This is a genomic window from Bifidobacterium sp. 2450, from assembly GCF_041900695.1.
In the GTDB taxonomy this organism is placed as follows: Bacteria; Actinomycetota; Actinomycetes; order Actinomycetales; family Bifidobacteriaceae; genus Bifidobacterium; species Bifidobacterium longum.
In genome coordinates, this window is record NZ_JBHEEA010000003.1 from 1 (window position 1) to 26484 (window position 26484).

21 protein-coding genes and 3 pseudogenes are annotated in these 26484 nt (G+C 61.0%); 7 read left to right on the plus strand and 17 right to left on the minus strand.

Features of this window, described 5'->3' with window-relative positions; translation table 11 throughout:
- Positions 1-114: 114 nt before the first annotated feature.
- Positions 115-1299: an IS256 family transposase gene (locus tag ACEUKI_RS01125; protein WP_131218582.1), complete on the plus strand. Its 1185-nt coding sequence runs from the start codon at positions 115-117 to the stop codon at positions 1297-1299.
- 393 nt (positions 1300-1692) lie between these two features.
- On the opposite strand, the pseudogene ACEUKI_RS01130 reads toward ACEUKI_RS01125, so the two are convergent.
- Positions 1693-2613: pseudogene (locus ACEUKI_RS01130) on the minus strand (hypothetical protein).
- 212 nt (positions 2614-2825) lie between these two features.
- Positions 2826-3596, minus strand: coding sequence for a response regulator (locus ACEUKI_RS01135; RefSeq protein ID WP_080784918.1), 771 nt, complete (start codon positions 3594-3596; stop codon positions 2826-2828).
- Between ACEUKI_RS01135 and ACEUKI_RS01140 the strand changes: the two genes are divergently transcribed.
- Positions 3595-4047, plus strand: a complete 453-nt coding sequence (locus ACEUKI_RS01140; RefSeq protein ID WP_080784919.1) for a hypothetical protein — start codon at positions 3595-3597, stop codon at positions 4045-4047. The two genes, ACEUKI_RS01135 and ACEUKI_RS01140, sit on opposite strands and share 2 nt — an antisense overlap.
- Before the next feature lie 13 nt (positions 4048-4060).
- On the opposite strand, the gene ACEUKI_RS01145 is transcribed toward ACEUKI_RS01140, so the two are convergent.
- Positions 4061-4327 carry an SGNH/GDSL hydrolase family protein gene (locus tag ACEUKI_RS01145; RefSeq protein ID WP_374156369.1) on the minus strand — a complete coding sequence of 89 codons (267 nt, stop codon included), beginning with the start codon at positions 4325-4327 and terminating at the stop codon, positions 4061-4063.
- A 182-nt stretch (positions 4328-4509) separates the two neighbouring features.
- Between ACEUKI_RS01145 and ACEUKI_RS01150 the strand changes: the two are divergent.
- Positions 4510-5987: pseudogene (locus tag ACEUKI_RS01150) on the plus strand (ATP-binding protein).
- A 4-nt stretch (positions 5988-5991) separates the two neighbouring features.
- On the opposite strand, the gene ACEUKI_RS01155 reads toward ACEUKI_RS01150, so the two are convergent.
- From ACEUKI_RS01155 to ACEUKI_RS01165, 3 genes are all read right to left on the minus strand, one after another.
- Positions 5992-7404, minus strand: coding sequence for an ABC transporter permease (locus ACEUKI_RS01155; protein ID WP_374156370.1), 1413 nt, complete (start codon positions 7402-7404; stop codon positions 5992-5994).
- Positions 7391-8629, minus strand: coding sequence for an ABC transporter permease (locus tag ACEUKI_RS01160; protein ID WP_374156371.1), 1239 nt, complete (start codon positions 8627-8629; stop codon positions 7391-7393). Before ACEUKI_RS01160 ends, ACEUKI_RS01155 begins: the two co-directional genes overlap by 14 nt.
- Positions 8630-8729: 100 nt before the next feature.
- A complete protein-coding gene (locus tag ACEUKI_RS01165; RefSeq protein WP_186289832.1) occupies positions 8730-9713 on the minus strand; it encodes an ABC transporter ATP-binding protein in 984 nt (327 codons plus the stop codon).
- A 385-nt stretch (positions 9714-10098) separates the two neighbouring features.
- Here ACEUKI_RS01165 and ACEUKI_RS01170 point away from each other — a divergent pair, with 385 nt between their 5' ends.
- Both ACEUKI_RS01170 and ACEUKI_RS01175 read left to right on the plus strand, forming a co-directional pair.
- Positions 10099-11451, plus strand: coding sequence for a sensor histidine kinase (locus ACEUKI_RS01170; RefSeq protein WP_374156372.1), 1353 nt, complete (start codon positions 10099-10101; stop codon positions 11449-11451).
- A complete protein-coding gene (locus ACEUKI_RS01175; protein WP_374156373.1) occupies positions 11451-12104 on the plus strand; it encodes a response regulator in 654 nt (217 codons plus the stop codon). Before ACEUKI_RS01170 ends, ACEUKI_RS01175 begins: the two co-directional genes overlap by 1 nt.
- Before the next feature lie 184 nt (positions 12105-12288).
- On the opposite strand, the gene ACEUKI_RS01180 is transcribed toward ACEUKI_RS01175, so the two are convergent.
- The 4 genes from ACEUKI_RS01180 to ACEUKI_RS01195 form a co-directional block, all read right to left on the minus strand.
- A complete protein-coding gene (locus tag ACEUKI_RS01180) occupies positions 12289-12912 on the minus strand; it encodes a DUF47 domain-containing protein (protein WP_374156374.1) in 624 nt (207 codons plus the stop codon).
- A gap of 17 nt (positions 12913-12929) precedes the next feature.
- On the minus strand, positions 12930-13982 hold the full coding sequence (locus ACEUKI_RS01185) for an anion permease (protein WP_374156375.1): 1053 nt from the start codon (positions 13980-13982) through the stop codon (positions 12930-12932).
- Positions 13983-14101: 119 nt separating this feature from the next.
- Positions 14102-14299: a YbdD/YjiX family protein gene (locus ACEUKI_RS01190; RefSeq protein ID WP_007052106.1), complete on the minus strand. Its 198-nt coding sequence runs from the start codon at positions 14297-14299 to the stop codon at positions 14102-14104.
- A gap of 58 nt (positions 14300-14357) precedes the next feature.
- Entirely contained in the window at positions 14358-16076 is a 1719-nt protein-coding gene (locus ACEUKI_RS01195; protein WP_374156376.1) for a carbon starvation CstA family protein, read from the minus strand.
- A 279-nt stretch (positions 16077-16355) separates the two neighbouring features.
- On the opposite strand from ACEUKI_RS01195, the gene ACEUKI_RS01200 reads away from it, so the two are divergent.
- On the plus strand, positions 16356-17621 hold the full coding sequence (locus tag ACEUKI_RS01200) for an alpha-amylase family protein (RefSeq protein WP_181896146.1): 1266 nt from the start codon (positions 16356-16358) through the stop codon (positions 17619-17621).
- Positions 17622-17648: 27 nt separating this feature from the next.
- Here the strand turns inward: ACEUKI_RS01200 and ACEUKI_RS01205 are convergent, their stop codons facing one another.
- The 5 genes from ACEUKI_RS01205 to ACEUKI_RS01225 all read right to left on the minus strand — a co-directional run bounded on the left by ACEUKI_RS01205 (position 17649) and on the right by ACEUKI_RS01225 (position 23727).
- Positions 17649-18233: a TetR/AcrR family transcriptional regulator gene (locus ACEUKI_RS01205; protein WP_181896144.1), complete on the minus strand. Its 585-nt coding sequence runs from the start codon at positions 18231-18233 to the stop codon at positions 17649-17651.
- 198 nt (positions 18234-18431) lie between these two features.
- Positions 18432-20510, minus strand: a complete 2079-nt coding sequence (locus ACEUKI_RS01210; protein WP_374156377.1) for a DEAD/DEAH box helicase — start codon at positions 20508-20510, stop codon at positions 18432-18434.
- A gap of 360 nt (positions 20511-20870) precedes the next feature.
- Complete coding sequence (locus ACEUKI_RS01215) at positions 20871-22160, minus strand: uracil-xanthine permease family protein (protein ID WP_374156378.1); 1290 nt, start codon at positions 22158-22160, stop codon at positions 20871-20873.
- 104 nt (positions 22161-22264) lie between these two features.
- Positions 22265-23095, minus strand: coding sequence for a histidine phosphatase family protein (locus ACEUKI_RS01220; protein WP_007053407.1), 831 nt, complete (start codon positions 23093-23095; stop codon positions 22265-22267).
- A 50-nt stretch (positions 23096-23145) separates the two neighbouring features.
- Positions 23146-23727 carry a haloacid dehalogenase-like hydrolase gene (locus ACEUKI_RS01225; RefSeq protein ID WP_374156379.1) on the minus strand — a complete coding sequence of 194 codons (582 nt, stop codon included), beginning with the start codon at positions 23725-23727 and terminating at the stop codon, positions 23146-23148.
- A gap of 154 nt (positions 23728-23881) precedes the next feature.
- On the opposite strand from ACEUKI_RS01225, the gene ACEUKI_RS01230 reads away from it, so the two are divergent.
- A complete protein-coding gene (locus ACEUKI_RS01230; RefSeq protein WP_374156380.1) occupies positions 23882-24436 on the plus strand; it encodes a helix-turn-helix transcriptional regulator in 555 nt (184 codons plus the stop codon).
- Between the two features lie 21 nt (positions 24437-24457).
- Here the strand turns inward: ACEUKI_RS01230 and ACEUKI_RS01235 are convergent.
- Positions 24458-24715, minus strand: a pseudogene (locus ACEUKI_RS01235) (excalibur calcium-binding domain-containing protein).
- A 440-nt stretch (positions 24716-25155) separates the two neighbouring features.
- A complete protein-coding gene (locus ACEUKI_RS01240; RefSeq protein WP_118069023.1) occupies positions 25156-26319 on the minus strand; it encodes an SPFH domain-containing protein in 1164 nt (387 codons plus the stop codon).
- Positions 26320-26484: the final 165 nt, after the last annotated feature.

Below are 26484 nucleotides of genomic sequence, written 5' to 3' on the forward strand. Positions count from 1 at the left end.
GAGATTTTGCGCACTTTGGTTTGGGCTTGAGATAGGGGCATGGCCCGTGTCCTGTGTACGATTTTCAGTCGCCAGACATTAGAAAACCGCGATTGGAAACGAGGGCACGAAGCCATGTCACAGCAGATTCTACAGGTCGACCAGGCCATGTTGGAAACCACCCTGGACCGGATGGTCCGCAAAAGCGTCGAGGAGACCCTGAACGCGATGCTCGACGCCGAGGCCGACGAGATCACCGGCGCCGCGCGCTACGAGCGCAGCGGGGACCGCAAGGCGTACCGGGCCGGCCACTACGAGCGCGACCTGACCGTCAAGGCCGGCAAAATGAGCCTGAAAGTGCCGAAACTCAAGGGCGCGGTGTTCGAGTCGGCCGTGATCGAACGATACCGTCGGCGTGAGGAGAGCGTCGAGGAGGCCTTGATCGACATGTACCTGGCCGGCGTCTCCACCCGCCAGGTCGATGATGTCAGCCGGCTCCTGTGGGGCGACCGCATGCCCTCGCAGACCCTGAGCGACAAGCTCAAGCGCGTCTATGCGGATATCGACGCATGGCGGGGCAGGCCCCTCGAACAGGATTACCCGTACCTGTTCATGGACGGCGTGTGGCACAAAAGGTGCTGGGGCGGGTCCGTGGAGAACGTGAGCATCCTGGTGGCCATCGGCGTCGGCATGGACGGGCGGCGCGAGGTGCTTTCGGTGGCCGAGGGCATGAAGGAGGACGCGGAAAGCTGGCGCGAATTCATCAAAGGCATGCTCGCACGAGGCCTCAAGGGCGTGAGACTGGTGACGGGAGATCGGTGCGCGGGGCTGGTCGCCGCCGCGGGCGAGCTGCTGCCCGATGCCCGCTACCAGCGGTGCATGGTGCATTTCGAGCGCAACATACTCGCCAGGGTCAACCCCGGGAACCGCGACTGGGCGGCCGACGCACTGAAGGCCGTGTTCTCCATGGAATCACGCGACAAGGCGTTGGAGAAGGCCGAATCCGTCGCCCGGGACATGGAATCCAGGAAACTCAAGGAGGCCGCCAAATGCCTGCGCGAGGGCATCGGCGAGACCACGACCTACCTGCTCGACGACTACCCGCGCGAGCATAGGCGTCGGATCCGCACCAACAACATGATCGAACGGCTCAACCGCGAGATCAGGCGCAGGACCCGCGTGGTCGGCTCGTTCCCCGACGGACGCAGCGCGTTGATGCTCGTCTGCGCGAGGGTCCGCTACGTGACATCCGACGAGTGGTCGACGCGCCGCTACCTCGACATGTCAAGGCTCGGTGAGACCGTACCAGCAGCGAACTGATCACCGCCACAGGGACGGGCGAAGACCAAAGTGCGCAAGAGTTCGGGCACTACCGCGTGGTCCCCCACCATCATGCAGCGGCCATGGGCCACGCCGCACAACGCATTCTCGACCGGTATGGTGCCGATCTCAGTCTCAAGCCCCTCACCAACCGGCAGGCCCTGCTTGTCAAGGATGGCAAAACCCGGTTGCTGCGATGATGCGGGTCGTAGGTCCGTCGTCCATTCGGCATCGCCGTGGTGTGTCCGGCCTGACATGCCTATCGAGCGGCATCAATCACACAGCAATGTGGCTGGGAACCTCGCCGAACGTCAACACCTGCGTACATCAGCACGGCAAAATCTGCCGAAAAACGCCCGGCGCACGAGATGCCAGCCGGCCCCATCCGTCACCTCAGTGCCGTACCGGGCCAGGCATGGCACTGAGCAACGGGATGAATCCGGCGCACAGTACCAGGGCCACAACGGCGAGTATCTGCCAGTGGGCGGAGCCGAGCCAGCCGCCCCACGTGCCGACGGCACCGCCGATCGCATACGCGAACCTGGCACGGCCGCTGAATTTGGCCAGGTCACCACCGCTCAGCAGCAGTTGTCGCGATACGATCACGCCATGCGCCAGCAGGCCATAGCCGAGGTTGTTGATGAGCCATCCGACGCACACCGCGGCAAACGCGGGGACCAGTACGGCGGCAAGGGAAATCGCCGTGGCGATTGCCCCGATGGTGGACACGGCGCGCATGCCGAGTTTTGCGGAGAGCCGCATGTAGACAAACGATCCGACGATGCTGCCCGCACCGCCGAATGCGTAGACCACGGTCAGCATATCGCTGCCGTACCGGGAGCCGATGCCCAGCAACGTACCGGCCACGCTGGCAATCACGGCGACGTAGCCGCTGTACTTGACGGGCAGGTCATCGTCGTCGCCGGCCGCATCCACCTCGAACACTTCGGAGGCCACGTCGATGACCTGCCCGGTCATCAGCAGCAGGCATGACAGGGCCAGCAGCAGCCACTTTCAATACGTCCAACCGTTGGGCACCAGCGCGACCGCCAGGCACAGTACACCTTCCACGCCCTCCGTGGTCGCAAGCGAACGGAACGAGCCGAACCGCTGCACGATCCATGCGGATACCGGAGAAGCGAAGTCGATGACCAGATTGAACGTCTTGCGGAACGCGATCACCCATGCCGGCAGTCCGACGATCAGAATCGAAGGAATCACCGACCCCTCGAAAATCGCGTTGGACAGCATCGAAAACGTCATACCCACCAACGCCCATCGCAACGCCCTGCTCAATACCGACAATCCGCGCATACCTTAATTCCTCGTCCTTGCTAGTGTAACGGAATACAGAAAGGAACATAATGAAAACAATAATTTATCTTATTCTGTTAGCGTATTTTTTCACCGGTAGCATGTCAACAACAGCATTCTTATCAAGCATAAAGTATGGCGACACTGCAGATTCAGATCAAAGCCTTTTTTATTATTGCCCACCATGGTTACAATGGTTTTGTAATTCATGATTACTGAGAAATCGGTAACCATGCCGTGGTGACCCATATTCCATACGATGACGAACATGTCAACGACCCACCAAGCTGCCGAAGCTGTCTTCTATGGAGCCCCAGCCCGTTGCCGCCCCGCAATTCATCCGGAGCATCGCCCTGAGCCACGTGGTTCTCGGCATGTATTCGTATACCTTCGACGCTCAGACGAACCGTTATCCGGTAACGGGCATGTTGGGGAGCGTGCCGGCATACATTCGCATAGCATTCCCGTAACAAGGACAAGAGTTCCATAACGAGTATTTCCTGTTGTGTCAGATTCCTGTCGCTGGACCGTTGCTCTTCCTGTACACGGGCACAAACCATGGCGGCAGATTCAAAGAGTTGGCCTCCGTATGTTCGGCCGCATATCACTTCGTGTACGCCCTCAACGAAATCAGCTTCCGAATTCTTGCTGACCATGCCCTGTGCGCCGGCCCTGGCCGCAATCGATCGGTACATGTTCGTAGAAAAGGCGGTCATGGCCACGATGGGCATCATCGAACAATGTTCGCGCACAATCCGGCACACGGTCGGCCCCTGCATGCCCTCCAGCGACATGTCGACCAGGACGATTTCCGGTCTGTCCCTCTCCGATAGGCAACGGGATACGGCATCAGTGCCATCGGTGACGGACCATATGACCGCCGCCGTTTTCACCGATGAACCCGTGGAGCGACTGCAGGCCAATGCAGTGGTGTATAGCGCCGCCCGCCATGAGGCCTGACTGTTCGGCGACTGCCAGATCATGGTCAACGGCGAGCAGATCCCGACCGTCAAACATGTCGATGAGCTGCTTGGCGAGTTGCGCGCGTTCACTGTGCTGGCGTTGCGGAGCAAGGGCGAGCACCAATCGCCTGCCGTTGCCGCTACAGACCCGGCTCGCGCGATGATTCTGCCGTTTCTACGCCTGCAATCGCAGTTCGCCAACAAGCGTGGTCCGTACGGGTATTTCGTGTTCGACGGGTTCACCGATCCGACGTATCCGATTCGCACCGTGAATATCAATCCGGGCGATGAAGTGGTACTTGCGTCGGACGGCTATCCCCTGCTTCGGCCATCGCTCGCGCAATCCGAACGGGAGCTGCAACGGCTCAAACGCGAGGACCCGGAACTCATCAGCGAATATCAGTCCACCAAAGGTTTTACGCCGGGCAACGATTCGTTCGATGACCGCACCTATTTGCGATTCATCGCATGACCCGGTATTCTCATCATTCCTTGGCGCCGTCAAACAGCAGATGCATGATGGCGTCGGCCATGACCACGTAGCCGAAGGTGCCGGGGTGGAAGCCGTCGACGGCCCAGAATCGCTTCGGGTCGACCTTATCGGTATGGGTCAGGTCAAGGAAGGCGATGTCGCGCGTCTCGCACAGTCGCCGGCTCATGGCGGTCTGCGCGCTGATGCGGCGTTCGATGTCGCGGCGCAGCGCGCGCGGCGAGCAGCGGAATAATACCTTTCGACTGGCCGTCCACGCCACCCAACATAGTCCGCCCGCCTCGACCGGCCGATCTCATCAGCGAACACGCGGAATCGAACCCTACATCGACGTTCGTTTCGTCTGGTTTGGCCCATGAATTCTGGGTGAATTGGGGTGAACTGGCGGGGCTGGAGGCGAGCGGGCGGCGGATTATGGGGCACAATGGTGTCAAGGAGGCCGCCATGGTCGATGACTATACTGCCAAAATGACTGAGCTGATCGAACTCATGCGTCTGATCGGCAACGATACGCAGCAGTGCGAGGTCAAGGAATGCAAGCGCAAGATCTCCTCGACCATCACCGATACGCTGTCCGCGTTCTCCAACGGCTCCGGCGGCTGGATCATCCTGGGCCTGTCTGAAAAGAACGGGTTCACGCCGGTCGAGGGATTCAACGCGCGTGCCATGCAGGAGGCGCTGAGCCAGGCGTGCGAGAAGATGACGCCGGTGGTGCGGCCCGTGATCGTCACCTGCCCGTTCGAAGGCGCGAATCTGGTGTTCGCGCGCATCGACGAGATGCTGCCGCGCGACAAGCCCTGCTTCACCACCGCGCTCGGACCGCACGGCGGCTCGTTCATCCGCACCGGCGACGGCGACCGGCGCATGACCTCCTATGAGGTCGACCGGCTCATCGAGGAGCATCTGCAGCCCACATACGATCTGGATATCGTGCCCGACGCCACGATCGATGACCTCGACCCGCAGCTTGTTTCCGGATTGTTGGCGCGCGTGCGCGAACAGCATCCGCGCGTGTTCGCCGACCGGGACGGCATCGACGTGCTGCTGGATCTGCAGGTGTTGCGCCATGATGATTCCGACGAATCGGAGGTCGGCGGAATACTGCGTCCCACCTTGGCCGGACTGCTGGCGTTGGGCCGCTATCCGCAGAAGTTCTATCCGCGGCTCGGCATTTCGATAGCCGTGTTTCCGGGGACGAGCCGGGACGATGTGTTCCGGGGCGACGAACGATTGGTCGCCTCGAAGTCGGTGGTCGGTTCGATTCCGGTGATGATCGACGATGCGGTCGACTCGTTGATGCGTTGGATTGGCGCGAAGAAGCCCGATTATCCGCCGCTCGTGCTGCGCGAGGCGATTGCGAACGCGCTCACCCACCGTGATTATTCGCCCGATGCGCGCGGCACGCAGGTGCATATCAGCGTGTTCACCGATCGCATCGAGATCACCAATCCGGGTGGCCTGTACGGCATGGTGACGCATGACGTGCTGGCGAGCCCTCATCCGGTGACGGGCGCGCCGTTCGTCTCCACCCGAAACCAGTTCCTGTTCACGCTGCTGGAGTCCACGCCGTATCCGGGCGGCGGGTTTGTGAACCCAGAAGGCGGCGACGGCTACCAGCGCATCGCCGCCGCGTTGCGCGAGGCCGGCATCGAGCCGGCGACCACGCGCAACGACATCAACACGTTCACGATGACCATCACCAAGCAGCGCACGATGGCGAACAGTTCGCCGGGCGACGTGGTCAAGGCGATTTGACCGTACTGGAGCGGCATTCGGCCATGAGCGTCAAGGAGATCATGCGCGAACTGCAGTTGACGCCGCTGGCCGCCACATCCGGTATGCGCGAGCTGATGAAGGAAGGGCGGGTCGCCCGAGTCAAGTTCGCCGACGACCCGGTGCAGCGGTATCGGTTGAAAGGCTGATTTCTCACTCGGCCAGCTGCGTGGTGGCAGGCGCGGCCAGGGCGGGGCGGGATCGGCGGAAGCGGCCGGCGGCCAGGCCGATGCAGATGAACATCACGCCGAACAGTGCGACCAATCCCAGCGAGCCGGCCCAGCCGGCGACGCTTATGCCGGTTTCCGCCGCCGTGCCGAAGCCGAGCGCGTTGTCGATCGCGGTGCAATACCACCAGCCGGGCAGGAACTTGGCTATGGTCACCATCACGCCGGGCATCATGTCAATCGGCAATGCGACGCCCGACGTGAACATGATGAGCAGGCCGAAGATGTTGGCGAACCCGTTGGCCGCCTCTTCCGAGAGCCCGAACTCGCTGAGCATGAATCCGCAGGCGACGGTCATCAGCGCGTACACGCAAGTCGCGCCGAACGTCATCAGCACTCCCCCGACGCTCAGGTGCAACGGATCGAGCCCCGCCGCCATCATCAGACCGATTGACAGCACCAGATAGCCGACGCATACGACGAGCGCGAATCCGCCCAACGTCAGCAACCGCTGGAGTCCCATCAGGGCCATGCGTCGGGGCGAGGCGGTGAGACGCCGCCGCACCTCGCCGGTGGTGAACGCGCCCAGGATCATCGAACCGCAGATGGCCATCGCCAGGAACAACGGGTACAGTGCGGTTTTCATGGTGCCGCCGAATCCGCTGACCGCCGTATCCGCAGCGCTTGCCGACTCCTCGGTCGGCGTATCGACCACGGCGACCTGATGGTTCACGTCTGTATCGCTGGCCGATTCGGCGGCCATTTTGGCGGCCTGGGACAGATCCTTGATATCCGGCTTGTCGGCTTGCCCTTCCGGCAGCGAGTCCAGCATGTCTTGGTCCAGACTCGCGCCATCAAAACCGGCGGCCCCTCCTGTAGCGTTCATCATGCCGGCGAGCGCCGCTTGGTCGACCGTCGTCTGCGCGCCAATTAGTGCGGTGCGGGTGAGCGAGAGGAACCCGCCGACGTTCATCCGCGCCATCGACCCGGAGCCGGATGTGTAGCTGGTGACCGTGTCCACGTTCGGCGGATTGTCGCCGTCCGCCGCCGCAGCGACATAATCGTCGGCGAATCCGTCGGGAATGATGACGATCAGGTCCACCCAGTTCGAGGCGACGGCCTGTTGCAGCGTTTCGCTGGTGTCGTCGAGGTCCACCAGTTCGCTGGAATCGCGCAGGTAGGCGCGCATCGACGTGGCGATATCACCCCGGTCGGAGTCGCGGTCGATGATGGCGACGCGCGTCTTGGTCGATTCGAACACCGCGGACATGGAGCCGGATGCGGAGGTCAGCATCGCCCAGCTGATGGACATCATCAGGATGCCTATGAATACGAGGTAGATCATCAGGTAGACCCGGTGCGCGAACAGCACGCGCAGCGTGGCTTTACAGGTGTTCATAGCGTTGCCTCCTCAGCATTGCGGTGCCGGCCAAGAGGAATACCACGCTCATCGCCAGCAGAATGATGCAGGTGGTGATGAACGGCCGGTAGCTGTCGTAGTACAGGATGTCGTAGAACAGGTTCGTCACCTGCTGTGCGGGGTTGATGGTGCCGAGTATGGGCGCGTTGCGGGCTATCCAGTCGCTGATCTGCATGGCAAACCCGCCGTACAGTCCGGTGAACAGCGACAGCGTGCAGGAGATGCCGGCCGACAGCCCGTATTTCGTGTTGTACGAGAGCTTCGGCACCGCACCGAGCAGGGTGCCTGCTGAGCTGGTCATGAACGAGGCGATGATGACCGCGAGGATCGCCGCTGGTTCGCGTCCGCCGAGCGAGACGTCGCAGGCGAGTCGGATATAGGCCAATGCGATGGACAGGGCGACCGACGAGCACAGCCAGCAGGAGAGGAAGCCCGCGACGAGCTGTTTGGCCCGGCTCAGCGGTGCTATGGTCCGCCGTATGCCCAGCGCGGACAGGTTCGCCTGTGCGGCGGCGACTGTGCTGATGGAGTATCCCATGGCCATCATGCAGGACATGGCCAGCAACGCGTAATAGTATCGGGCGATCGCGTCAGGCTGGAAATGCGTGAGTGTCGTCTCATGGGTCATGTCGACGTTCTGCCCGACGCTGTTCCAGAAGTTCCGGCTGAGCGCGGCCTGTGGATTGTCGGCGATGGTCTGCCGGGTGACGGCGTCGGTGCGGTTGTACAGGTCGATGACGCTGCGCAGGGCCGCGAGGCTAATGTCCAGTCCGCTGTTTTGCGTGGAGTCCTTGGCTGTGACGGCGGTTTCCCGGCTCACGGTCATCGCCAATCGGCCGTTATTGTCGGCGGTCAGATAGCCGTTGGCAGTGCCGTCGGCGAGCCGTTGTTCGGCCTCCTTCACGGTGCCGACTGTGGTGATGGTCAGCAGCTTTTGGTCGATTTCGGCGTAGGTCGTGTCGTCTGAGGCCGATTCCGTTTCCCCGGCCAGCGCGTCTACGAAGGTGCGGGCACCGTCCGCCTGCTGCCAACGGGTGTCTTCGATGACGGCCATCGGCACCGGCTTGAGTTCGTATGCTTCGGCCAGCCCGCCGAACAGTCCGTTGAACATGGTCGCCAGCACGATTGGGAACACGGTCATCCAGAACAACGCCGACCGGTTACGCAAGTTCGCTTTCAATGCGACCAGAAATGTGGTCCACATGATGTCTCCTTACTCAGGAACTCTCCTCAGTCACCTTTGGTGACAGCTCCCCTCGGAGAGGGGAGCCAAGTTATTTGCTTGCCGACTGAGGGGAGCATGGTCAGTCCCTCAGTGCTTTGCCGGTGAGTTCGAGGAACACGTCGTTGAGGGTGGGCGGGCGACTGGTCAGGTGGCCGATGTTGGCGCCGGAGCGTTTCACCGCGTCGAGCACGTCGGTCAGGTTGTGTTCGCCGCGACGGCATCGCACGTCGAGTTCCTTGCCGTCGTAGGTGGCTTCGATCACGCACGGCAGCGCACGGACCTCGGCCATCGCCGAATCCGCCAAATCGAGCGTCTCGATGGTGATGCGCTCGCCCGTGTCGATCATGTTCTTGAGCTCGTCGGCGGTTCCGAGCGCCAGGTGCCGGCCGTGGTCCATGATGAGGATGCGGTCGCAGATCTGCTCGACCTCCTCCATGTAGTGGCTGGTGTAGATCACCGTGGTGCCGGCCTGGTTGAGCCGCTGGATGCCTTCCAGAATGGAATTGCGGCTTTGCGGGTCGACGGCGACCGTGGGTTCGTCGAAGAAGATCAGGTCAGGCTTGTGCGCGATGCCGCAGGCGATGTTCAGGCGTCGCAGCAGACCGCCGGACAGTTTGCCGGGCCGGAACTTGCGGAAGTCCTGGAGTCCGACGAATTCGATGGACTCCTCGACCAGCGGCGCGCGGTCAGTTTTCTTCGGCACGTACAGCGAGCAGAAGTAGTCGATGTTTTCGGTGACGGTCAGTTCGTTGAACACGGCCACGTTCTGCGGCACTATGCCGATACGGCGCTTCAGCGCGTAGGAGGTCGGCGTCATCGGCTGGCCGAATACGCGAATCGTGCCCGAACCGTAGGTGAGCAATGCGAGGATGCAGTTGATCGCGGTGGTTTTGCCGGACCCGTTCGGCCCAAGCAGGCCGAAAATCTCGCCCTGGTTCACGTCAAGGTCAAAGTAGTCGAGCGCCACCATGTCGCCGTAGCGTTTGACCAGTTGGCTGACGTGCACGGCCAGGGCCGGGTTGGTTGTCGAGTCGTGTTCGGAAGCTCTGTTGTCGGTTGTCATAGCCACTCCCTTCCTTGGTGATTCCATCATCCCAAGAAGGGGCCGGACGCCGCCACAGGCAAATGTCACGACTTGGCCATACAGGCGTGACATTTGTCATTACAGTCCTTCGGCGTCGGTCTGCATGGCCTGATACACCTTATCGACCGGCATCAGGCTGATCTCGTCCATCGAATAGTTGGACGCCCTGTGGCTTTGCGCAATCATCGGTATCATCCCTTTACGGTTGTGTCGACAACATCCGACGCTTGTGCCTCATCTATTCGGGAAGTGTAGACCCGTTGTCTTGGACCGTCATGCGAATAATTCCGCACGCCTGTCAAGTTCGTCGTGTTCCGCACACCGCTATACTGGTGGTGGAAGAGCGTCGAGCCGGGGAGGTGCCATGCGAGTGTTGGCCGAGAAGGGCTTGCTGCTCGTGTTGGGCCTGGCTTTGGCCTGGCTTGTCGGGGTACGGTTCGATGGCGTGTTCATCGCCGGCCTGCTGTTGGCCGTTTCCGTCGCCGGATTGGTGGAATGGCTGCGTCCCGCGCAATGGTCTTGGGTCTTGTGTACGGCGTATCTCGTCATCGCCGTGGCGGTGCCTTCATGGTGCGCGTTCATGCCGCTCATCGCCTACGATACTGCACGGCTGCCGGCCCTCGCCTCGGCCGGAGCCCGAACTGGGGCACGGACTGCGGCAAGCGGCCGCTCCCCCAGTGTCTCGCGGACCGCGGCCTCTCACCGTTCCCCTGCCGATGCAATGCGTTCGGCCCCGTGGCTTTCGGTCGCCGCGCGCTGGATATGGGTGTTGCCGCTGATCGCGCTCTGGTTCGCCCGTGGCCCCGACCGTCTCCAGACGCTGGTGATGACGCTGGTCGCCCTGCTTGGATTCGTTCTGGGCCGGGCCCGCGCCTCCTCGGACGAGGCGCGGCGCGCGTTGCTGCACGCGCAGGACAGGGCGCGCGAATCCTCGCGGGCCACTCGTTCGCGCATCGCCGACATCGATGAGGAACGCGCCCAGTCGATTCGCATGGCGACCCTCGGCGAGCGCACGTGTATCGCCCGGGAGATCCACGACAATGTGGGCCATCTGCTGACCCGCGCGATCATGCAGGCTCAGGTCGGCAAAACGGTGGCCAAGGCGACGAACGATACGGTCGCTGCGCAAGGGTTCGCCACGTTGGGTGCGACGTTGGATGATGCGATGACGATGGTGCGCCGTTCGGTGCATGATCTTGAGGATGACGGCACTGATTTCGCCGCGCAGATCGATGATGCCGTCACGTCGTTCGACGGTATCTCCCCCGGTTTCGCCGTGGCGCTGTCCAACGATATCGCCAAGGCGCCCGCGCCGGTCTCGCGCTGTTTCGCGACCGTGATTCGCGAGGCGTTGTCGAACGTGGTGCATCACAGCGCGGCGCGCGAGGCGAGCGTGACGTTGCGCGACTTCCCCGCGTTCTGGCAGTTGGTCATTCAGGATCCGGGGCCGGCCGAGTCCGAGTCCGATGAGTCCTGGACGGCCGCTGCCCGTCCGCGTGCGATGCGCGCCACGCGCGTCGGCTCGCGACTCGCCGCCGACGGCGTTGCCGATATGCGTGGTTCGGCCGATGAGCTGATGCGCGGCATGGGTTTGGCGGATATCGAATCGCGCGTGCGCGCCCTTGGCGGCACCGCGGTCTGCGGGCCGTATGAGGACGGCTGGCGTGTGTTCGTATCCGTGCCGAAGAAGCGTTGGACCATGGAATCGAGGGATTGATGAGAATCGCAATCGTGGATGATGATCCGATCGTCTGCCAGTCGTTGGAGACGATTCTGACGGCCACCGGCACGGCCGAGGTGCTATGGACGGCAAATGACGGCGACTCCGCCGTGCGCCGTTATTTCGAGACGCCGGCGAGCCGACCGGACGTGCTGCTGATCGATATTCAGATGCCCGGCACCAGCGGTTTGGATGCCGCGCGCGAGATTCTGGCCACGGGCCCGGCCGCGCGCATACTGTTCCTGACCACGTTTGCGGACCAGTCGTATATCGCGCAGGCGATGGGGCTTGGCGCCAAGGGCTATCTCATCAAACAGGATGTGGCGGCGGTCGGGCCTGCGCTGCAGGCGGTGATGGCAGGTCAGGTGGTGCTCGGCGCGGAAGTGCTCGGCAAGCTCACCGAACGGACTCCGGATCCTGCCGATTCCGACGATTCCAGAGGTACCGCCGATTCCATCGAGGGGCTGCTTGGCGAGCGCGAACGTGAGATCACCGCGCTGGTCGCCGAGGGCCTCGATAACCGCGACATCGCCGCCAGACTGTTCCTGAGCGAAGGCACGGTCCGCAATCGCATCAGCGCGATACTGGACAAGCTCGGCCTGACCAATCGCACCCAACTCGCCATCCTCTGGCTCAACGCCCATCGGTGAGGGGCTTTTGGTCAAGTAGGTCTCTCCCTCCGTCATCGCTTCGCGATGCCACCTCGAACGCGATTCAGGACAGCTTGCAGCTGACCTCTTATTCGCTCGTTGTCACTCACCCTCGCCTAAAAAAACGCCTCCGGCGTTTTCTTCACGGCTCGGCTCATCAGAGGGAGGTTGCGGAAAACCAACCTCAGCTGTTTTTCATGACGATACTGTCGATGGTGTTGGCCACGCGCTCGCAGTCGTCGGAGCACTGTTCGAGGTGACGGTAGACGTCATGCCAGGCGAACACCTGCAGCGGATCGGTGCAGGTGGTGTGCAGCGTGCGCATCGACTCGATGAACAGGTGGTCGGCGTCCGTTTCGATCGTGTTGATGGCGAACACCAGTTCACGCAACGTCTTGGAACGCCGGAATCGCGGCAGTTCGTTGACCAGCTCGCAGATGCTTTCCGTGGCGCGCACCACCATATCCGACATCTGGACCGCGTCGTCGCGCATGTCGGTCACGTTGTCGTAGTACATGCGGTTGAGCACGCCTTCGATGCTGTCGGTCACGTCGTCGAGCACGTGGCCGAGCTCGTCGATGTCCTCGCGGTCGAACGGCGTGATGAACGCGGTCACCAGTTCGTCCATCATGTCGTGGCGCACCTCGTCTGCTGCCTTCTCAATCGCGTGCATGCTGTCCATGCGTTCGCGCAGCTGGCCCGGATTGAAGTCGTGCATGACCTCGGACAGCAGCTTCGCGGCCTGGCATGCGTAGTCCGCGCTGCGGCGGAATCCGTCGAAGTAGAACGTGTCTTTTTGTCTCGCCATGATGGGTGGATTCCTTTCTAGAACACGACCATGAACAGTTTGGCCATTACGAAGCTGATGAGACCGCAACCGGGGAAGGTGAACACCCAGGTGAGCATCATGTCGCGCACCACGCCGAAGTTGATGGCGGAGAGGCGGCGTACCGCGCCCACGCCCATGATGGCGCTGGTCTTGGTGTGCGTGGTGGAGACGGGGATGCCGAGCACGGTCATGACGAGCAGGCACAGCGCGCTTGACAGATCGGCCGAGAAGCCTTGGTATTTCTCGAGTTTCACCATGTCCTGGCCCACGGATTTGATGATGCGTTCACCGCCGACGGACGTGCCCACGCCCATGATGGTGCTGCACAGAATCATGAGCCAGACCGGAATCATCACACCGGTCACGCTGGGTTGGCCGTTGCAGAACGCCATGCCGAGGAACAGCACGCCGATGAACTTCTGGCCGTCCTGCGCTCCGTGCATAAAGCTCATGGCCGCCGCGCCCACGATCTGCGCGTAGGTGAAGAACCCGTTGGTGCGGCGGCGGTCCATGCCAGCGCAAATCAGGGTCACGGCCTTGCATACCAACCAGCCGACGGCGAAGCCGAACAGGAGGCTTGCGACCAGACCGTAGAGCACCTTGACCCATTCGCCCATGTTGATGCCGCCGATGCCGCCTTGGAGGGCGATGGCCGCTCCGGACAGGCCGGCGATCAGGCTGTGGCTTTCGGAGGTGGGTATGCCGAGCAGCGAGGCGCCCACGCTGTATACGACGATGGAGAACAGCGCCGCGCATAGGGCGATGAGCGCCGCGTTCGTGTCGCCGCCGAAATCGACCATGTTGCTGATGGTGGAGGCCACGGAGGCGTTGAGCTGCGTCATGATGAAGACGCCGAGGAAGTTGAAGATGGCCGCCATGATGACGGCGGAGCGTACGCGCATGCATCGCGTGGTCACGCAGGTGGCGATGGCGTTGGGTGCGTCGGTCCAGCCGTTGACGAAGATGACTCCCAGCGTCAGCAACGTTGTGACGGTCAGAGCCGGGTTGGAAAGCACTTGTTGGAGGAAATGCGCCAGTGAGACGTCCAAGGGGAATCAACACCTTCTTCTTCGGGGGCGGAAGCCGTCACACTGATTGTAACGGAAGAATGACTACGCAGTTCCCATGGCGCGCGGGTTTTATGGTGTTGTTATGCTATTGCGGCCTGTCAGCAGCAACAACTGGTGTTGGGGTGGAGACGGTCGTATTCCTCGCGGGCGCGAATGAATTCGACCTCGCTCATCGGTGTTTCGCCGGGATGCTCGGCCGCGAAATGCTCAAGATAATGGTCGTAGCGGGCCTCGCCGCTGATCTCACGCAGATACCAGACGATGCCGTGCCATACGGCAACGAGTTTGCCGAGCATTTTGTCTCCTTTCGCTGATTATTGGCTCCCCTTGAAAAAAAGGGGAGCCAATGACGCACTACGCTGCAGCCTGCCCGTTCCGCACAAGCTCATGCAACTTGGCGCTGTATTCGCGCTGCACTTTCTTCTCAAGCGCGGTGGCGACCAGGCTGGAGGGCGCGAACCACTGGGATTCCACGAACGGCTCCTCGGACGTCGTTTCGGCACCGTACTTGCCAGCGGCGAACGTGCGCGCCACGACCACGATGCCGACTACCACGAAGACGCCCATCATGACCAGGAAGAACACGGAGAGCACGCCGTCCAGATACGCGTTGGACAGCGCGGCCTTGGCGTTGGTCAGCGCCTCGCCGGCCAGCTCGCCGGAGTCGATCTGCGCCTGGTTCTTGGAGGCGGTGGTGAAGTAGCTCAGCGGCCCGAAGATCTTCTGGAAGTCGGCGGTGAAGGTCACGGCGATGTCCCACACGAGCGGTACCACCGGTATCCACAGGTGCTTCCAGTAGCCCATCTTGGCCACGCACACGGTGATCAGCACGAAGCAGGCGGCGGCGAGCAGCTGGTTGGAGATGCCGAAGATAGGCACCATCGCGTTGATGCCGCCGTTCGCGTCGGACACGCCCATCCACAGCAGTCCGCCCCACAGCGCGGTGGCGATCAACGTGGTGATGATGTTGCCGGGCTTCCAGGTCGGGTCGGCGAACTTCTTGAGCTTGCGCACGTTGCCGAGCATTTCGCCGATCTGGTAGCGGGCCACGCGGGTGCCGTTGTCCACGGTGGTCAGGATGAACAGGGCTTCGAACATGATGGCGAAGTGGTACCAGAAGGCCATCGAGTCGTGGCCGCCCAGGTAGGACTTGAGGAAGTTGGCCATGCCCATGGCGAACGTGGTGGCGCCACCGGTGCGGGAGACGATGGAGGTCTCGCCGATGTCGGCGGCGGCCTGCTCAAGCGCCGCGGCGCCTTCGTGGGTCTTGGCCGCGCCGTTCTCGTCCACGGAATCCCAGGTGACCTGCATCTGGTTGCCTTCGATGTCGGAGACCTTCATCGACTCCACGGCCTTGACGGCGGCATCGGCCTGTTCGCCCGGCGTGGAGGTGGCGGAGATGCTCACGCCGGATGCGGCGGTGATCTGTGCGGCGGACATGTTGGTGGAGAAGTACACGCCCTGCGAGATGGTGATCGCGGCGATCAGCGCGATGACGGCGGTGAACGATTCGACGAGCATCGAACCGTAGCCGATCATGCGAATCTGGTTCTCCTTCTCCACGGCCTTCGGGGTCAGGCCGGAGCTCACCGCGCCGTGGAAGCCGGAGAGGGCGCCGCAGGCGATGGTGATGAACAGGAACGGGAATGGGTTGCCGGAGAAGGTCGGGCCGGTGGAGGTGGAGGCCAGTTCGGTCAGATCCGGCACCTTGACGGACGGGTTGGCGATGATGATGCCGATGACGAGCAGCACGAAACCGAGCAACGTGGTCTCAATGACACGGCCGGGGCGCAGGAAACGCTGGTAGCAGCCCATGATCAGGGCGATCGGGATGGTCATACCGATGGAGAACACGGCCCACGGCGAGACGGCCAGAATCGCCCATCCGCAGGCACATACGATGGCGATGGCGGCCCACAGCAGGGCCTTCTTCCATGTCCATACCATTTTGGGACGCACGCCTACGGGCAGTCCCTTCGAATTGCGAATCACACGTTCGGCTTCGGCCGGCGTGTAATCGTCCTTGAATTCCAACTTGCCAGGTGCCGGGGCCTGGGCTGCGGCGGTGGTCATAATAACCCTCTGTTCCTCTCAATAACCTCTGCGAGAAAGGTTCTCTTCCTTGCGACCTTTTTTTTGGGGGGGTATCTCTCGTCTGCTTATGGCACTGGTTGGAAGCGTAGCCACGGCATGTAGCGCCTCAGGAAAATGTCCCAATATGTGAGCTTGGCCACATGTTCACGGACTGCGTTTCATGCCGATTACCCGGGATTCGCACCGCGATGTGCGAAAATGGACACGGTGTCAATCAGGAGGTGCACAGTGGTTGTAAGCACGGATTCGAGCCGCACAATGCCCGATTGGGTGAAGTACGGGGTGTTCTGGCACGTGTATCCGCTGGGCTTCTGCGGTGCCGATATCAGGCCCGCCGGCCCGCGCCTGTTCCATGGCCGCGGCCTTGACGCGATAATTCCCTGGCTGGAGTACGTGCGCGATCTAGGCGCGTCCGGCCTGCTGCTGGGTCCGGTGTTCGAGTCGGCGACGCACGGATACGACACGCTCGACCATATGCATATCGATGTGCGATTGGGTGGGGATGCCACGTTCGATCAGCTTGTCGCAGCCTGCCGGGACATGGGATTGCAGGTGATGCTGGATGGCGTGTTCAATCACGTGAGCCGCAATCATCCGGCCGTTCAGGCGGCGCTTGACGAGACCGCCGGACGCTTGAATCCGGCCGACAACCCGTGGCATGGTCTGGTCCGCGCGCATGTCGGTGATAATGGCGAACCCGCTTTGGATGTGTTCGAGGGGCACGGGGATCTGGTGGCGCTGGACCATTCGGCTGACGAGACCGTTGACTATGTGGCCCATGTGATGATCCATTGGCTGGATCGCGGAGCCGCCGGCTGGCGCCTCGACGCCGCGTATGCCGTGCCGAGCCCGTTCTGGGCGCGCGTGTTGCCGCAGGTCAAAGCCGCACACCCGTATTCGTGGATTTTCGGTGAGGTGATCCATGGCGATTACCCGCGCATCATCGAGGAATCCACGATGGATTCGATCACGCAATACGAGCTATGGAAGTCGATCCAGCATGCGCTGGAGACGGAGAACTTCTTCGAGCTGGATTGGAACTTGAAGCGGCACAACGCGTTCCTGGATTCCTTCGTGCCGCAGACGTTCATCGGCAACCATGACGTGACGCGTATCGCATCGCAGATTGGCCCGGCCAAGGCGGCGTTGGCATTGGCGGTGCTCATGACGGTCGGCGGCGTGCCAAGCATCTATTACGGCGACGAACAGGGCTATGTGGGCGTCAAGCAGGAGCGTTTCGGCGGCGATGACGACGTACGTCCGAAGTTCCCCGACTTCCCTGCCGAACTGTCCACGCTGGGAGAGCCGACATACCGGCTGCATCAGGCGCTGATCGCGCTGCGCCGCCGCAACCCATGGCTGCTGGATGCGCGTACCGAGGCCGTGAAGCTGGAAAACAAGCACTTCGTCTATCGTTCGACGAGCGCCGACGCCCAGCATTCCCTGACCGTGGACCTCAACATCGAGCAATCCCCCACTTTCACCATCCGCAACGCCGATGGCAGTACAGCGTATCAATACTGAGCTCCCTCATCAGAGGGAGCTCACCATTTACCGCCGAATGCCTCGGATCAGCAGGTCGAGCAGGTAACCGTACGACCGGTCGACCCGCGCGCGGCCGCGTGTGCGGGGTTGTGCGGAACGCAGTTCGAATTGGATGAACCCGTGTATGGACACCCAGATGGAGGATGCGATTAGATGGGGGTCATCGCCGCGGAATACAGATGCTGCCTGGCCGTATCGAATGATCTGCGTGATGGCGTCCAGGCAGTGCTGGGCCGAGTCCGACGCCTGCCCCATCCAGACCAGCGCGTAAATGCCGGGGGCGTCCAGCGCGTGTTCACGGTAGATTATGCCCGCCCTGCGCAGGCGCAGCACGGGGTCGGATTCGTCAATGGCGATGAGCTGTTCGCGCAGATCGGTGAAGTATGTGTCGATGAGCGCATCGCACACCGTCTGCTTGCCGCCGATGTGCTGGTAGATACTGGTGGGCGACACATCGGCCTGTGCGGACAGCGCACGGATGGTCAGACCGTCCACACCGTCCCGTTCCACGATCTGCCTTGCCGCGTCAAGGATTCTCCCGCGGATTTCAAGGGTGGGCGTGCGTTTGGATCGGGGCTGCGATTGCGTCATATCCGTTATTCTAGGGTGCGTACAGGCCATTACCGCCGTTTCGGCATGGCCACGATCGCAACGACTGCGGCGATAAGTGCAATCGTCATGGCCGCTAGGCAGGCGAACAGGCATCCGCATCGCAAACACCGGCCTACAACACAATCAGGCCCGACGACCATCAAAGGTCGTCGGGCCTGATTCATACGCGCTGTCGGACTAACGGCGTCCAGACTTCATACGGAATGGCGCATTGTGGCGATTCTTCTTGGAATGGCGGCGGTTCGGGCCTTCCGTGTTGCCGTATTTGGCGATCATGCGGCGTTCGTGACGCTTGGCGCCTTCGGAACGCTCGTCGCGTACGATGCGGTTCTCGTTCTTGCGATGGATGCGCTTGCCGCCTTCGCCCTGGCGGGTGTTGCGCATGGACTGCCTGCGGCCGTCATAGGAACGCTCGTCATAGGAGGAGCCGTAATCCTCGTGGCTGCGTTCATTGCGGCGAGGCTTGCGCGAACGCCCGAAATCGCGGGAATCGGACCGTTCGAAATCACGGCCCGCATTGTGCCTGCGGCCGCCGAAATCGTCGTTGCGGCCATATTCGGCCCTGTCGCGCTTGTCGAATTTTCCGCCCTTGCGGCGCTCCTCGCGGCGGTCATCGCCATGCTCGAACAGATAGTCGCGGCGCTCGGCCTCGGGGTTGCTCATGCCGGCGCGGCGTTCCGCACGGTTGCGGTTCTTCTTCACGGCCTTCTTGCTGGCCTTGTCGCCGTGCTTGCGCTGCGGCTCGTCTTCGGCAACAAACTCGCCGCCTGCGTTCTCGTGCTGGAATTCGATCTCGGCAACGTTCTGCTCGTCGCGATTGCGATTGTGCTTGCGCTTGCCGCCGCGGCCGGAGTCGTCGCCCGCCGCGTTCTTGGCCCCCTTGTTCTTGCCCTTGCGCGGGTTGCCCACGGGCTGCGACTTGTCGAGGCTCCAACCATCCACGCGCTCGGCGCGGTCGCCCACAAGCTCAAGCACTTCGGGCGAATCGTGGGTCACTTCGATCATCTTGGTCTTGATGCCGGCCTGGTTCAGCAAGCGGCGCGTCTCGCGGCGCTGCTCGGGCAGCACGAGGGTGACCACGTCGCCCGCCTTGCCGGCGCGGGCGGTACGACCGGAGCGGTGCACAAAGGACTTCGGGTCGGCCGGCGGTTCGACCTGCACCACGAGCTCCACGCCGCCGACGTCTATGCCACGGGCGGCCACGTCGGTGGCCACCATGACACGCACATCGCCGGAATCGAACGCAGCGAGGTTGCGATCGCGCTGGTTCTGGTTCAGGTTGCCGTGCAGCTCGGCGGCCGGAATGCCGTTCTGCGTCAGGTTCTTGGCGAGCTTCTTGGCCTGGAACTTGGTGCGGGTGAACAGGATGCGGCGGCCTTCGCCCGAGGCGAGTGTACGCACGAGTTCGTGCTTGTCGCCGCGCGTGGTCTCGAACACGTGGTGGGTCATCAGGTCGGGTTCGGCGGTGGCCGAATCGACCTCGTGCACCTTGGGATCGTGCAGGAAGGTGTTCACCACTTCATCCACGCCGTGATCGAGCGTGGCGGAGAACAGCATGTGCTGGGCGTCGGGCGAAATCTGCTCAAGCAGTCGCTTGACCGGCGGCAGGAAGCCCATATCGGCCATTTCGTCGGCCTCATCGATGACCACGACTTCGACGGACGAGAGCGTGAGCGCCTGCTGGCGCAGCAGGTCCTCAAGGCGGCCCGGGCAGGCGACCACGATATCGGCGCCGGCCTTCAGATCGCGGATCTGGTGGATGTACTTGACGCCGCCGTACACCGTGGTGGTGTTCATGCCGAACGTGTGGGCCAGCGGCATCAGCACGTCGTTGATCTGGTTCGCGAGCTCGCGGGTGGGGGCCAGCACCAGGCCACGCGGGTGCGGCAGGAAGTCGTCGGCGCGGCGCTCTTCCAGGCTGGCCTTCTTGCGGCGCTTGATTTCCTTGCGGAACTCCTCCATCGCGATTTCGCCGAACGAATCATAGGAGCCAAGACGGGTGACCAGCGGAATGGAGAAGGCGAGGGTTTTGCCGGAGCCGGTGCGCCCTCGGCCGAGAATGTCGCGGCCGGCCAGTGAATCGGGCAGGGTGTCGGCCTGAATGGGGAATGCGGTCTTCTTGTCATCTGCCGCAAGCACGCGCACCAGCGGTCCGGGTACGCCAAGTTCGCCAAAGGTAAGGGGGCGGGATTCCGCGCTGTCGTTCATCTGGAAATCAGCGGAATCGTCACGATCATCGAAATTATTACGGGGCACAGTGGCCTTTCATGTCAAAGGTTACGCAAATTACGCAAGCTTTCCGAGCTTAGCGTAAGCCCCCTACTTTGCTTGGTGCTCACCACGCTGTCATCCCACTCTTTACTTATGACCCCATGGGGCGGTAACTTGCCCATGGGGCGGTTTGAAGAAATTGTGAAACCGCAGAATAAAGCCATTTTCATCTACCGCCCCATGAGGGTTTTACCACCCCATGGGATGTTTGCCGCCCCATGGGTTCTACCACCACGTAAGGCGAGCACCGCTCCATGGAACACGCAAATGGCCCCTACCCGTGAAGGTAGGAGCCATTGTGCAAAAAGGCTGAGCCACAATACGGCCCAGTAGCCCTAAAACACACTACAAAATATCCGGATCGTCTTTGGCAATAGTGCCGGTTGCCTTGCCAATGGCCTTCAGGCCGTGGTAGGCCACAAGAATCACGATCGTGCCAATGGCAATGCCGTTGAAGGAAATGCCACCAACAGTGAACGCGAATTGGCCGATGGCAATGATCATGGTGATGGCGGCCACCATAATATTCAGCGGCTTGTCGAAGTTGACCTTGTTCTCAACCCAGATGCGGATGCCGATCATGCCGATCATGCCGTACAGCATCGTGGTCACGCCGCCGAGCACGCCGGCGGGGATCGTGTTGATCACGGCGCCGAACTTCGGGCACAGGCTCAGGATCAGGGCGAAGGCGGCTGCGCACCAGTAGGCGGCGGTGGAGTACACCTTGGTGGCGGCCATCACGCCGATATTCTCGCCGTAGGTGGTGGTGCCGGAGCCGCCGCCGAAGCCGGCAAGCGTGGTGCCCAGGCCGTCGGCCATGAGGGCGGTGCCGATCTGGTTGTCGTAGTCGCGGCCGGTCATCTGGGCCACGGACTTGACATGGCCGACGTTCTCAGCCACAAGCACGAGCACAACAGGGACGAACATGGGAAGGATGGAAAAATCGGCCTGCGGCAGGTGGAACTTCGGGAAGCCGATCCATGCGGCGTCACCGATGGCGGAGAAGTCGACCTGGCCACGGCTGCAGGCGTATACATAGCCGATGACCACGCCGACCAAAATATTGAGGCGGCCCAGCAGACCCTTGAACAGCACAGCCACGAGCAGCACGGCCAACAGGGTAACCAGTGCGGTGTCGGGCGCGGCTTGGAAGTTGGTCCACACGGAAGGTGCCAGATTGAAGCCGATGATGGCCACAATCGCGCCGTTGACCACGGGCGGCATGATGATGTCGATCCATTTGGAGCCGGCGTAATGCACGAGCACGCCAACCAGGGCCAGCAGAATACCGGTGACCATGATGCCGAAGCTGGCGACCGCAATGCCCTTGTTGGCGGTGGTGACCGCGGTGATCGGTGCAATGAAGCCGAAGGACGAGCCCAAATAGCTCGGCAGCACGTTCCCGTTGATAAGCAGGAACAGTGCGGTGGACATAGCCGTGAAGAACAGGGTGGTGGACGGGTCGAAGCCCGTCAGAATCGGCACCAGGAAGGTGGCACCGAACATGGCGATGACGTGCTGTGCGCCGATACCGGCGGTGCGCACCCAAGTCAGACGTTCATCGGGCTCGACGACCTCGCCGGGCGCCAGCGTCTTGCCGTCGCCATGCAATTGCCATTGGAAGATATTGGACATTACTACTCTCCTCGCTCTCGCTTGGGGCACGGCATTCACAACCAGCCGCACTACGCGCCATTCTAGCTCACGAAGATTTTGTGAAGTCTCTCTTCCGGGAAAGGCTATTTGCCATAATACTCCAGCAGGTGCGGATCGACGGCCTGCACCACATCCACCAAATCGCCATTGGAGAGATACGGGCGCTTGAATTCGCGCCACGGCTCCACCTTGACCTCCCAGCGGCCGGTTGTCTCGTCGAGCACGGGCCGGGCGGTCTGCTCCCAGCGCACACGCTTGGAGGTGCGGCCGGTTTCCGGGTCGCGGCGTGTGTAGTGCAGGCAGGTGCAGTTGGTGATCTTCCAGTCGTCCGAATCGGCGCGATGCAGGAATTCCTCGTCGGCCAGATCCTCGATGGTGAGCATCAGGGCGAGCATGAAGTCGCCGTGGGTGACCATGACCACGGATTCCGAATCGGATTTGCGGCTCAGCGAGGTCAGGATGTTGTGCACACGGTCCTCGGCCACATCGGCAATCGACTCGCCTGCCGGCGGACGCCAGTACAGCGGATCGGTGTTCTTGAAGTTCCAGTTGCGCGCGTAGTTGTTTTTGAATTCGTCCTTGGTGATGGTGTTGATTTCACCCCAAGAACGTTCGCGCAGCACACGGTTCTCCTCCCATTTGGCTTTGGGCAGGGCCATGGTGGCTGCGGTTTCGCGGGTGCGCACGTATGGCGAGACCATGTAGCGGTCGAACAGCTGCTGCTGGCTGACCAGCCAGCGACCGATGCAGTCGGCCTGCTTGCGTCCGGTGGCGGTAAGTCTCCAGGAGCGGTCGGGTACGGTGACGTTGTCCTGCGTGTACAGGGAATTGTCGCCCTGTTCGCCCGCCTGGACGATGACGTTCGCTTCGGATTCGCCATGCCGGATTACGTAGAGATCGAGCGGCATGCTCATATGTGTTCCTCTTTCGTTATTGGTTACGTTGTGTTGTTTTCTGTTGTTTCCTACTTGACCTGCGTGATGGTGTTCCCCTTGACCATGAACGCATGCCGGGCCATGTCGATCATCGGCTGATCGAACTTGGAGTCGGTGTAGAACTCGTCGATGACGGCGTCCGGACCGTACAGTTCGCGGAACCGTTTGGTCTTGTTGGTGTTGAAGTTGAGGTACGTGACCTTCATCGTCTCCACATCCACCTCGCTGGCCACGAGATTCCTCACGCCGAGTCTGCGGCAGGCCTCCCCCACCGTCAGACCGAAGGATGCGGTGAGGAGCACATCGTCCGACTCAGGCTGGTACCAAGACTTGATACGTGCGTAATATCGGTCCCAGAAGTCGTCCACGAGCTGTTCGACGCTCGCCACCCGTTTGGATCGACTCAGTTCCGTGAGATAGCCTTCGGTCATCTTACCCACGCCGTATTCCATTTGTTCAAGCGTGGCCCGGCCAAGCTTGTATTTGACTGCGTACCGCAGCACGGGGGCAATATAGCGGAACACTTTCGGGTCGTGTCGGGCGGAATACAGGTACAAGTCGAACAGGCTTTCGCCATCATAGATAGTTCCGTCGAAATCGAATACGCGCATACCTTCTGCTTCTACTCTGTTATTCCTTGTCTAAGGCTAATCTCGGTAAGCCGGCGAAAGCGCAAATACGCAGTGAATTTCACATGAACACTGTTTTTTGATTGATTTCGGTACAGGTAACGTACACTGGTGACAGCGTGGAAGGAGGTGCGTAATGGCGACGTCTGAAATCGAACAATGGTGGATTGATAAGTTTCAGGAGAACCTGGGTCCGATTCGCAAGGTAGCCGGATGGACGACTCAGCAACTGGCCGACGAGCTGGGAGTCGCGCGACAGACGGTGTCTAACTTGGAGACCGGCAAAAGCCCGATGACCAAACTGCAGTATCTCGCTTTACGTACGGTGTTCAGCGCCGAAATCGCACGTCGTGAAGACCGCGATCTGGCACGCATCATCAAGACTTTGGTCGACGATCCCATTGAGCAACGCATTCGCGAACGGCGCGCCCAAGAGCAGGACGGCGAGGCCGTTGCCGACAATGCCCCAGTCAATACGGACGGTGGCAACGTTGCCGACAACGCCGCCACCGAGAAACGCAAGCCCAGTGCCGCCACATTGAAGGCTTCAAAGACTGCCGCAACGGGCAAGCCCGCGCTCAGCACAGCGATGCAGGCTCTTGCCGTCATCACCGGCGCATTGGCCAGTGGAGCCGCCGCCGGCATCATCACTTACTTGATGTTCCCGGACGGCGGCCCGAACAAGCGCTGAGCCTCCTCAACAACGCGAGCGTTACTCGCAGGCCACGCCATCGTGATTGCGATTGAGCTTGCTACTGTATCCGGGCTACCCCTGATAAATCGGAGCCGCTCCAGCCGCGCGAGCTTCAGAGCAGTTTGCATAGCACACATTCTGCTGTGCTTGTTGTTGCTGTTGTGCCTGCCGAGCGGCCTCCTCCTGCGCTATATCGCTGGCTTTACGAACATTGATAACAGGCTTGTCTCCATCTTCCACGGATTGAACAACCCAGTTCGAAGCCCTGAGCACCATTTTGTCCGTGTCGCTTTTCACCTCATAATCAGATGAGAAAAAACCGGCATCCTTGAGCTCGTCCTTCACGTCAGACAGCGAACGCCCTTTCTTGGCGATGGCGGCAATTTTCGAATTGTGGATTCCTCCTTGCCGTCCACACCGTCAGAAGACCCCGAGCATCCCGCAAGCGCAAGACCCAGAACCATCACAAGAATCACGGCCAACGCCCAAACCGCACGATTGACACGCTTCATGTTCCCGAAACGAACCCCGTTGTTCAACATTATTCTCTCCCTTGTAGTCGCAGATCCGCGGATGGTCGGAACCACGTCAATGTGAATCCAACCATCCTGATAATTACTGCTTATTCAATGATATGTTCATTCATTGTTCTCTCCGTCATACCGCACCAACGTTTCCCTCATTATCAACTGTCTCGAGTTGCATGAATGCGCCGTTTATAGGCCGAGAATTTCGTGCTTTTTTGCATCAAATTCTTCTTGGGAAAGAATGCCGATATCAACCAATTCCTTCAATTTCTTCATCGCCTCGACTTGTTCTTCCACAGACATGGATGCCGTGTGAGAGGCGGGAGCAGCGGCTTCCGGTGCCGGCGCAGGTGCCGGCGCTTGAACCGGGGCGGCGGTCATAGGATTGATGGATTGCGCCATATTCATACCAAGCAACATGCCACCATCGCCAAAGCCGTTGTCTTGAATGCCTTGCGCAATGCGCTGCTGGGCAGCCATATTGCCAGCTTGTTGGGAAACGCCCTCGTATGCGGCAACATTCATCTTATTCGAGGCGAACTGCTGCACGAGTTGACGTGATTGCTCGGTGAACTCGATGCTCTCGATGCCCACGCTGGACACTTCAAAGCCAAAACGATCATTCCATGTACCGGCATTGGCTCGATCGCCACGCACGCATGCTGCGATGTCATTCGCCTTGCCGGGCAATTGCGAAATACGATATTCATTGGACAGCGAATTGATGGCCACAATAAACGACTGTACGAATTCAGACAGAATTTGCCTACGTGGCCCTTCATCATCGAATGAATACGACACGGTAGTGGCAGGCACAAAGTTACGAACGAATCGAACTGGATCAGTGACCTTTAGCGACATGGATCCGCGTGCGCGAATTTCCAAATCGACGCCATAGAACCGGTCGTTATACACCAGCGGCGCAGAAGTGCCGAATTTGATGCCACGAATCTCACGCAGGTTGACGAAGGCCACATATTTGGTGCGGCCAGGCTGGCCTCCGAAGGTGAATCGATCGGCGACCTGGTTGAAGAACGATCCGATGCCGTCTCCGGCGAGCACGCTCTGTTCCCCGTTGCGATATTCATAACCGCCCGACTCGGTGATGACGTTTTCGATACCTGTTTCAGAGAAAATGAACGCCGCAGTATTCTCTGGCACATAGATACGCGAACCATTGGTGATTATTCCCTCGGAACCGTATTCATTCGAACCGCGATCGTTGTTGCTTCCGCGGGGAATGCCCGGCACAACGACGGTGTGTTCCGTGAACGGACCAGCGGTGATGATATCACGCCACAGGTCCGCGAATGTACCGCCGAGCGCGCCGGCGAACGCCTTAATAACTGCCATCTGTTTTTCCTCGATATCTCATGCATATGGCCGGTCTTGCGACTATGCAATCGCAAGACCGGCCGTTATGCTGGCATGTTGGTTATAGCCGCGTTTCGCGATCGCAGTATTCGCATCGAACGACTTCTTTGCGATGACCGGAAAGCGGAGCGCCACAACCTTCGC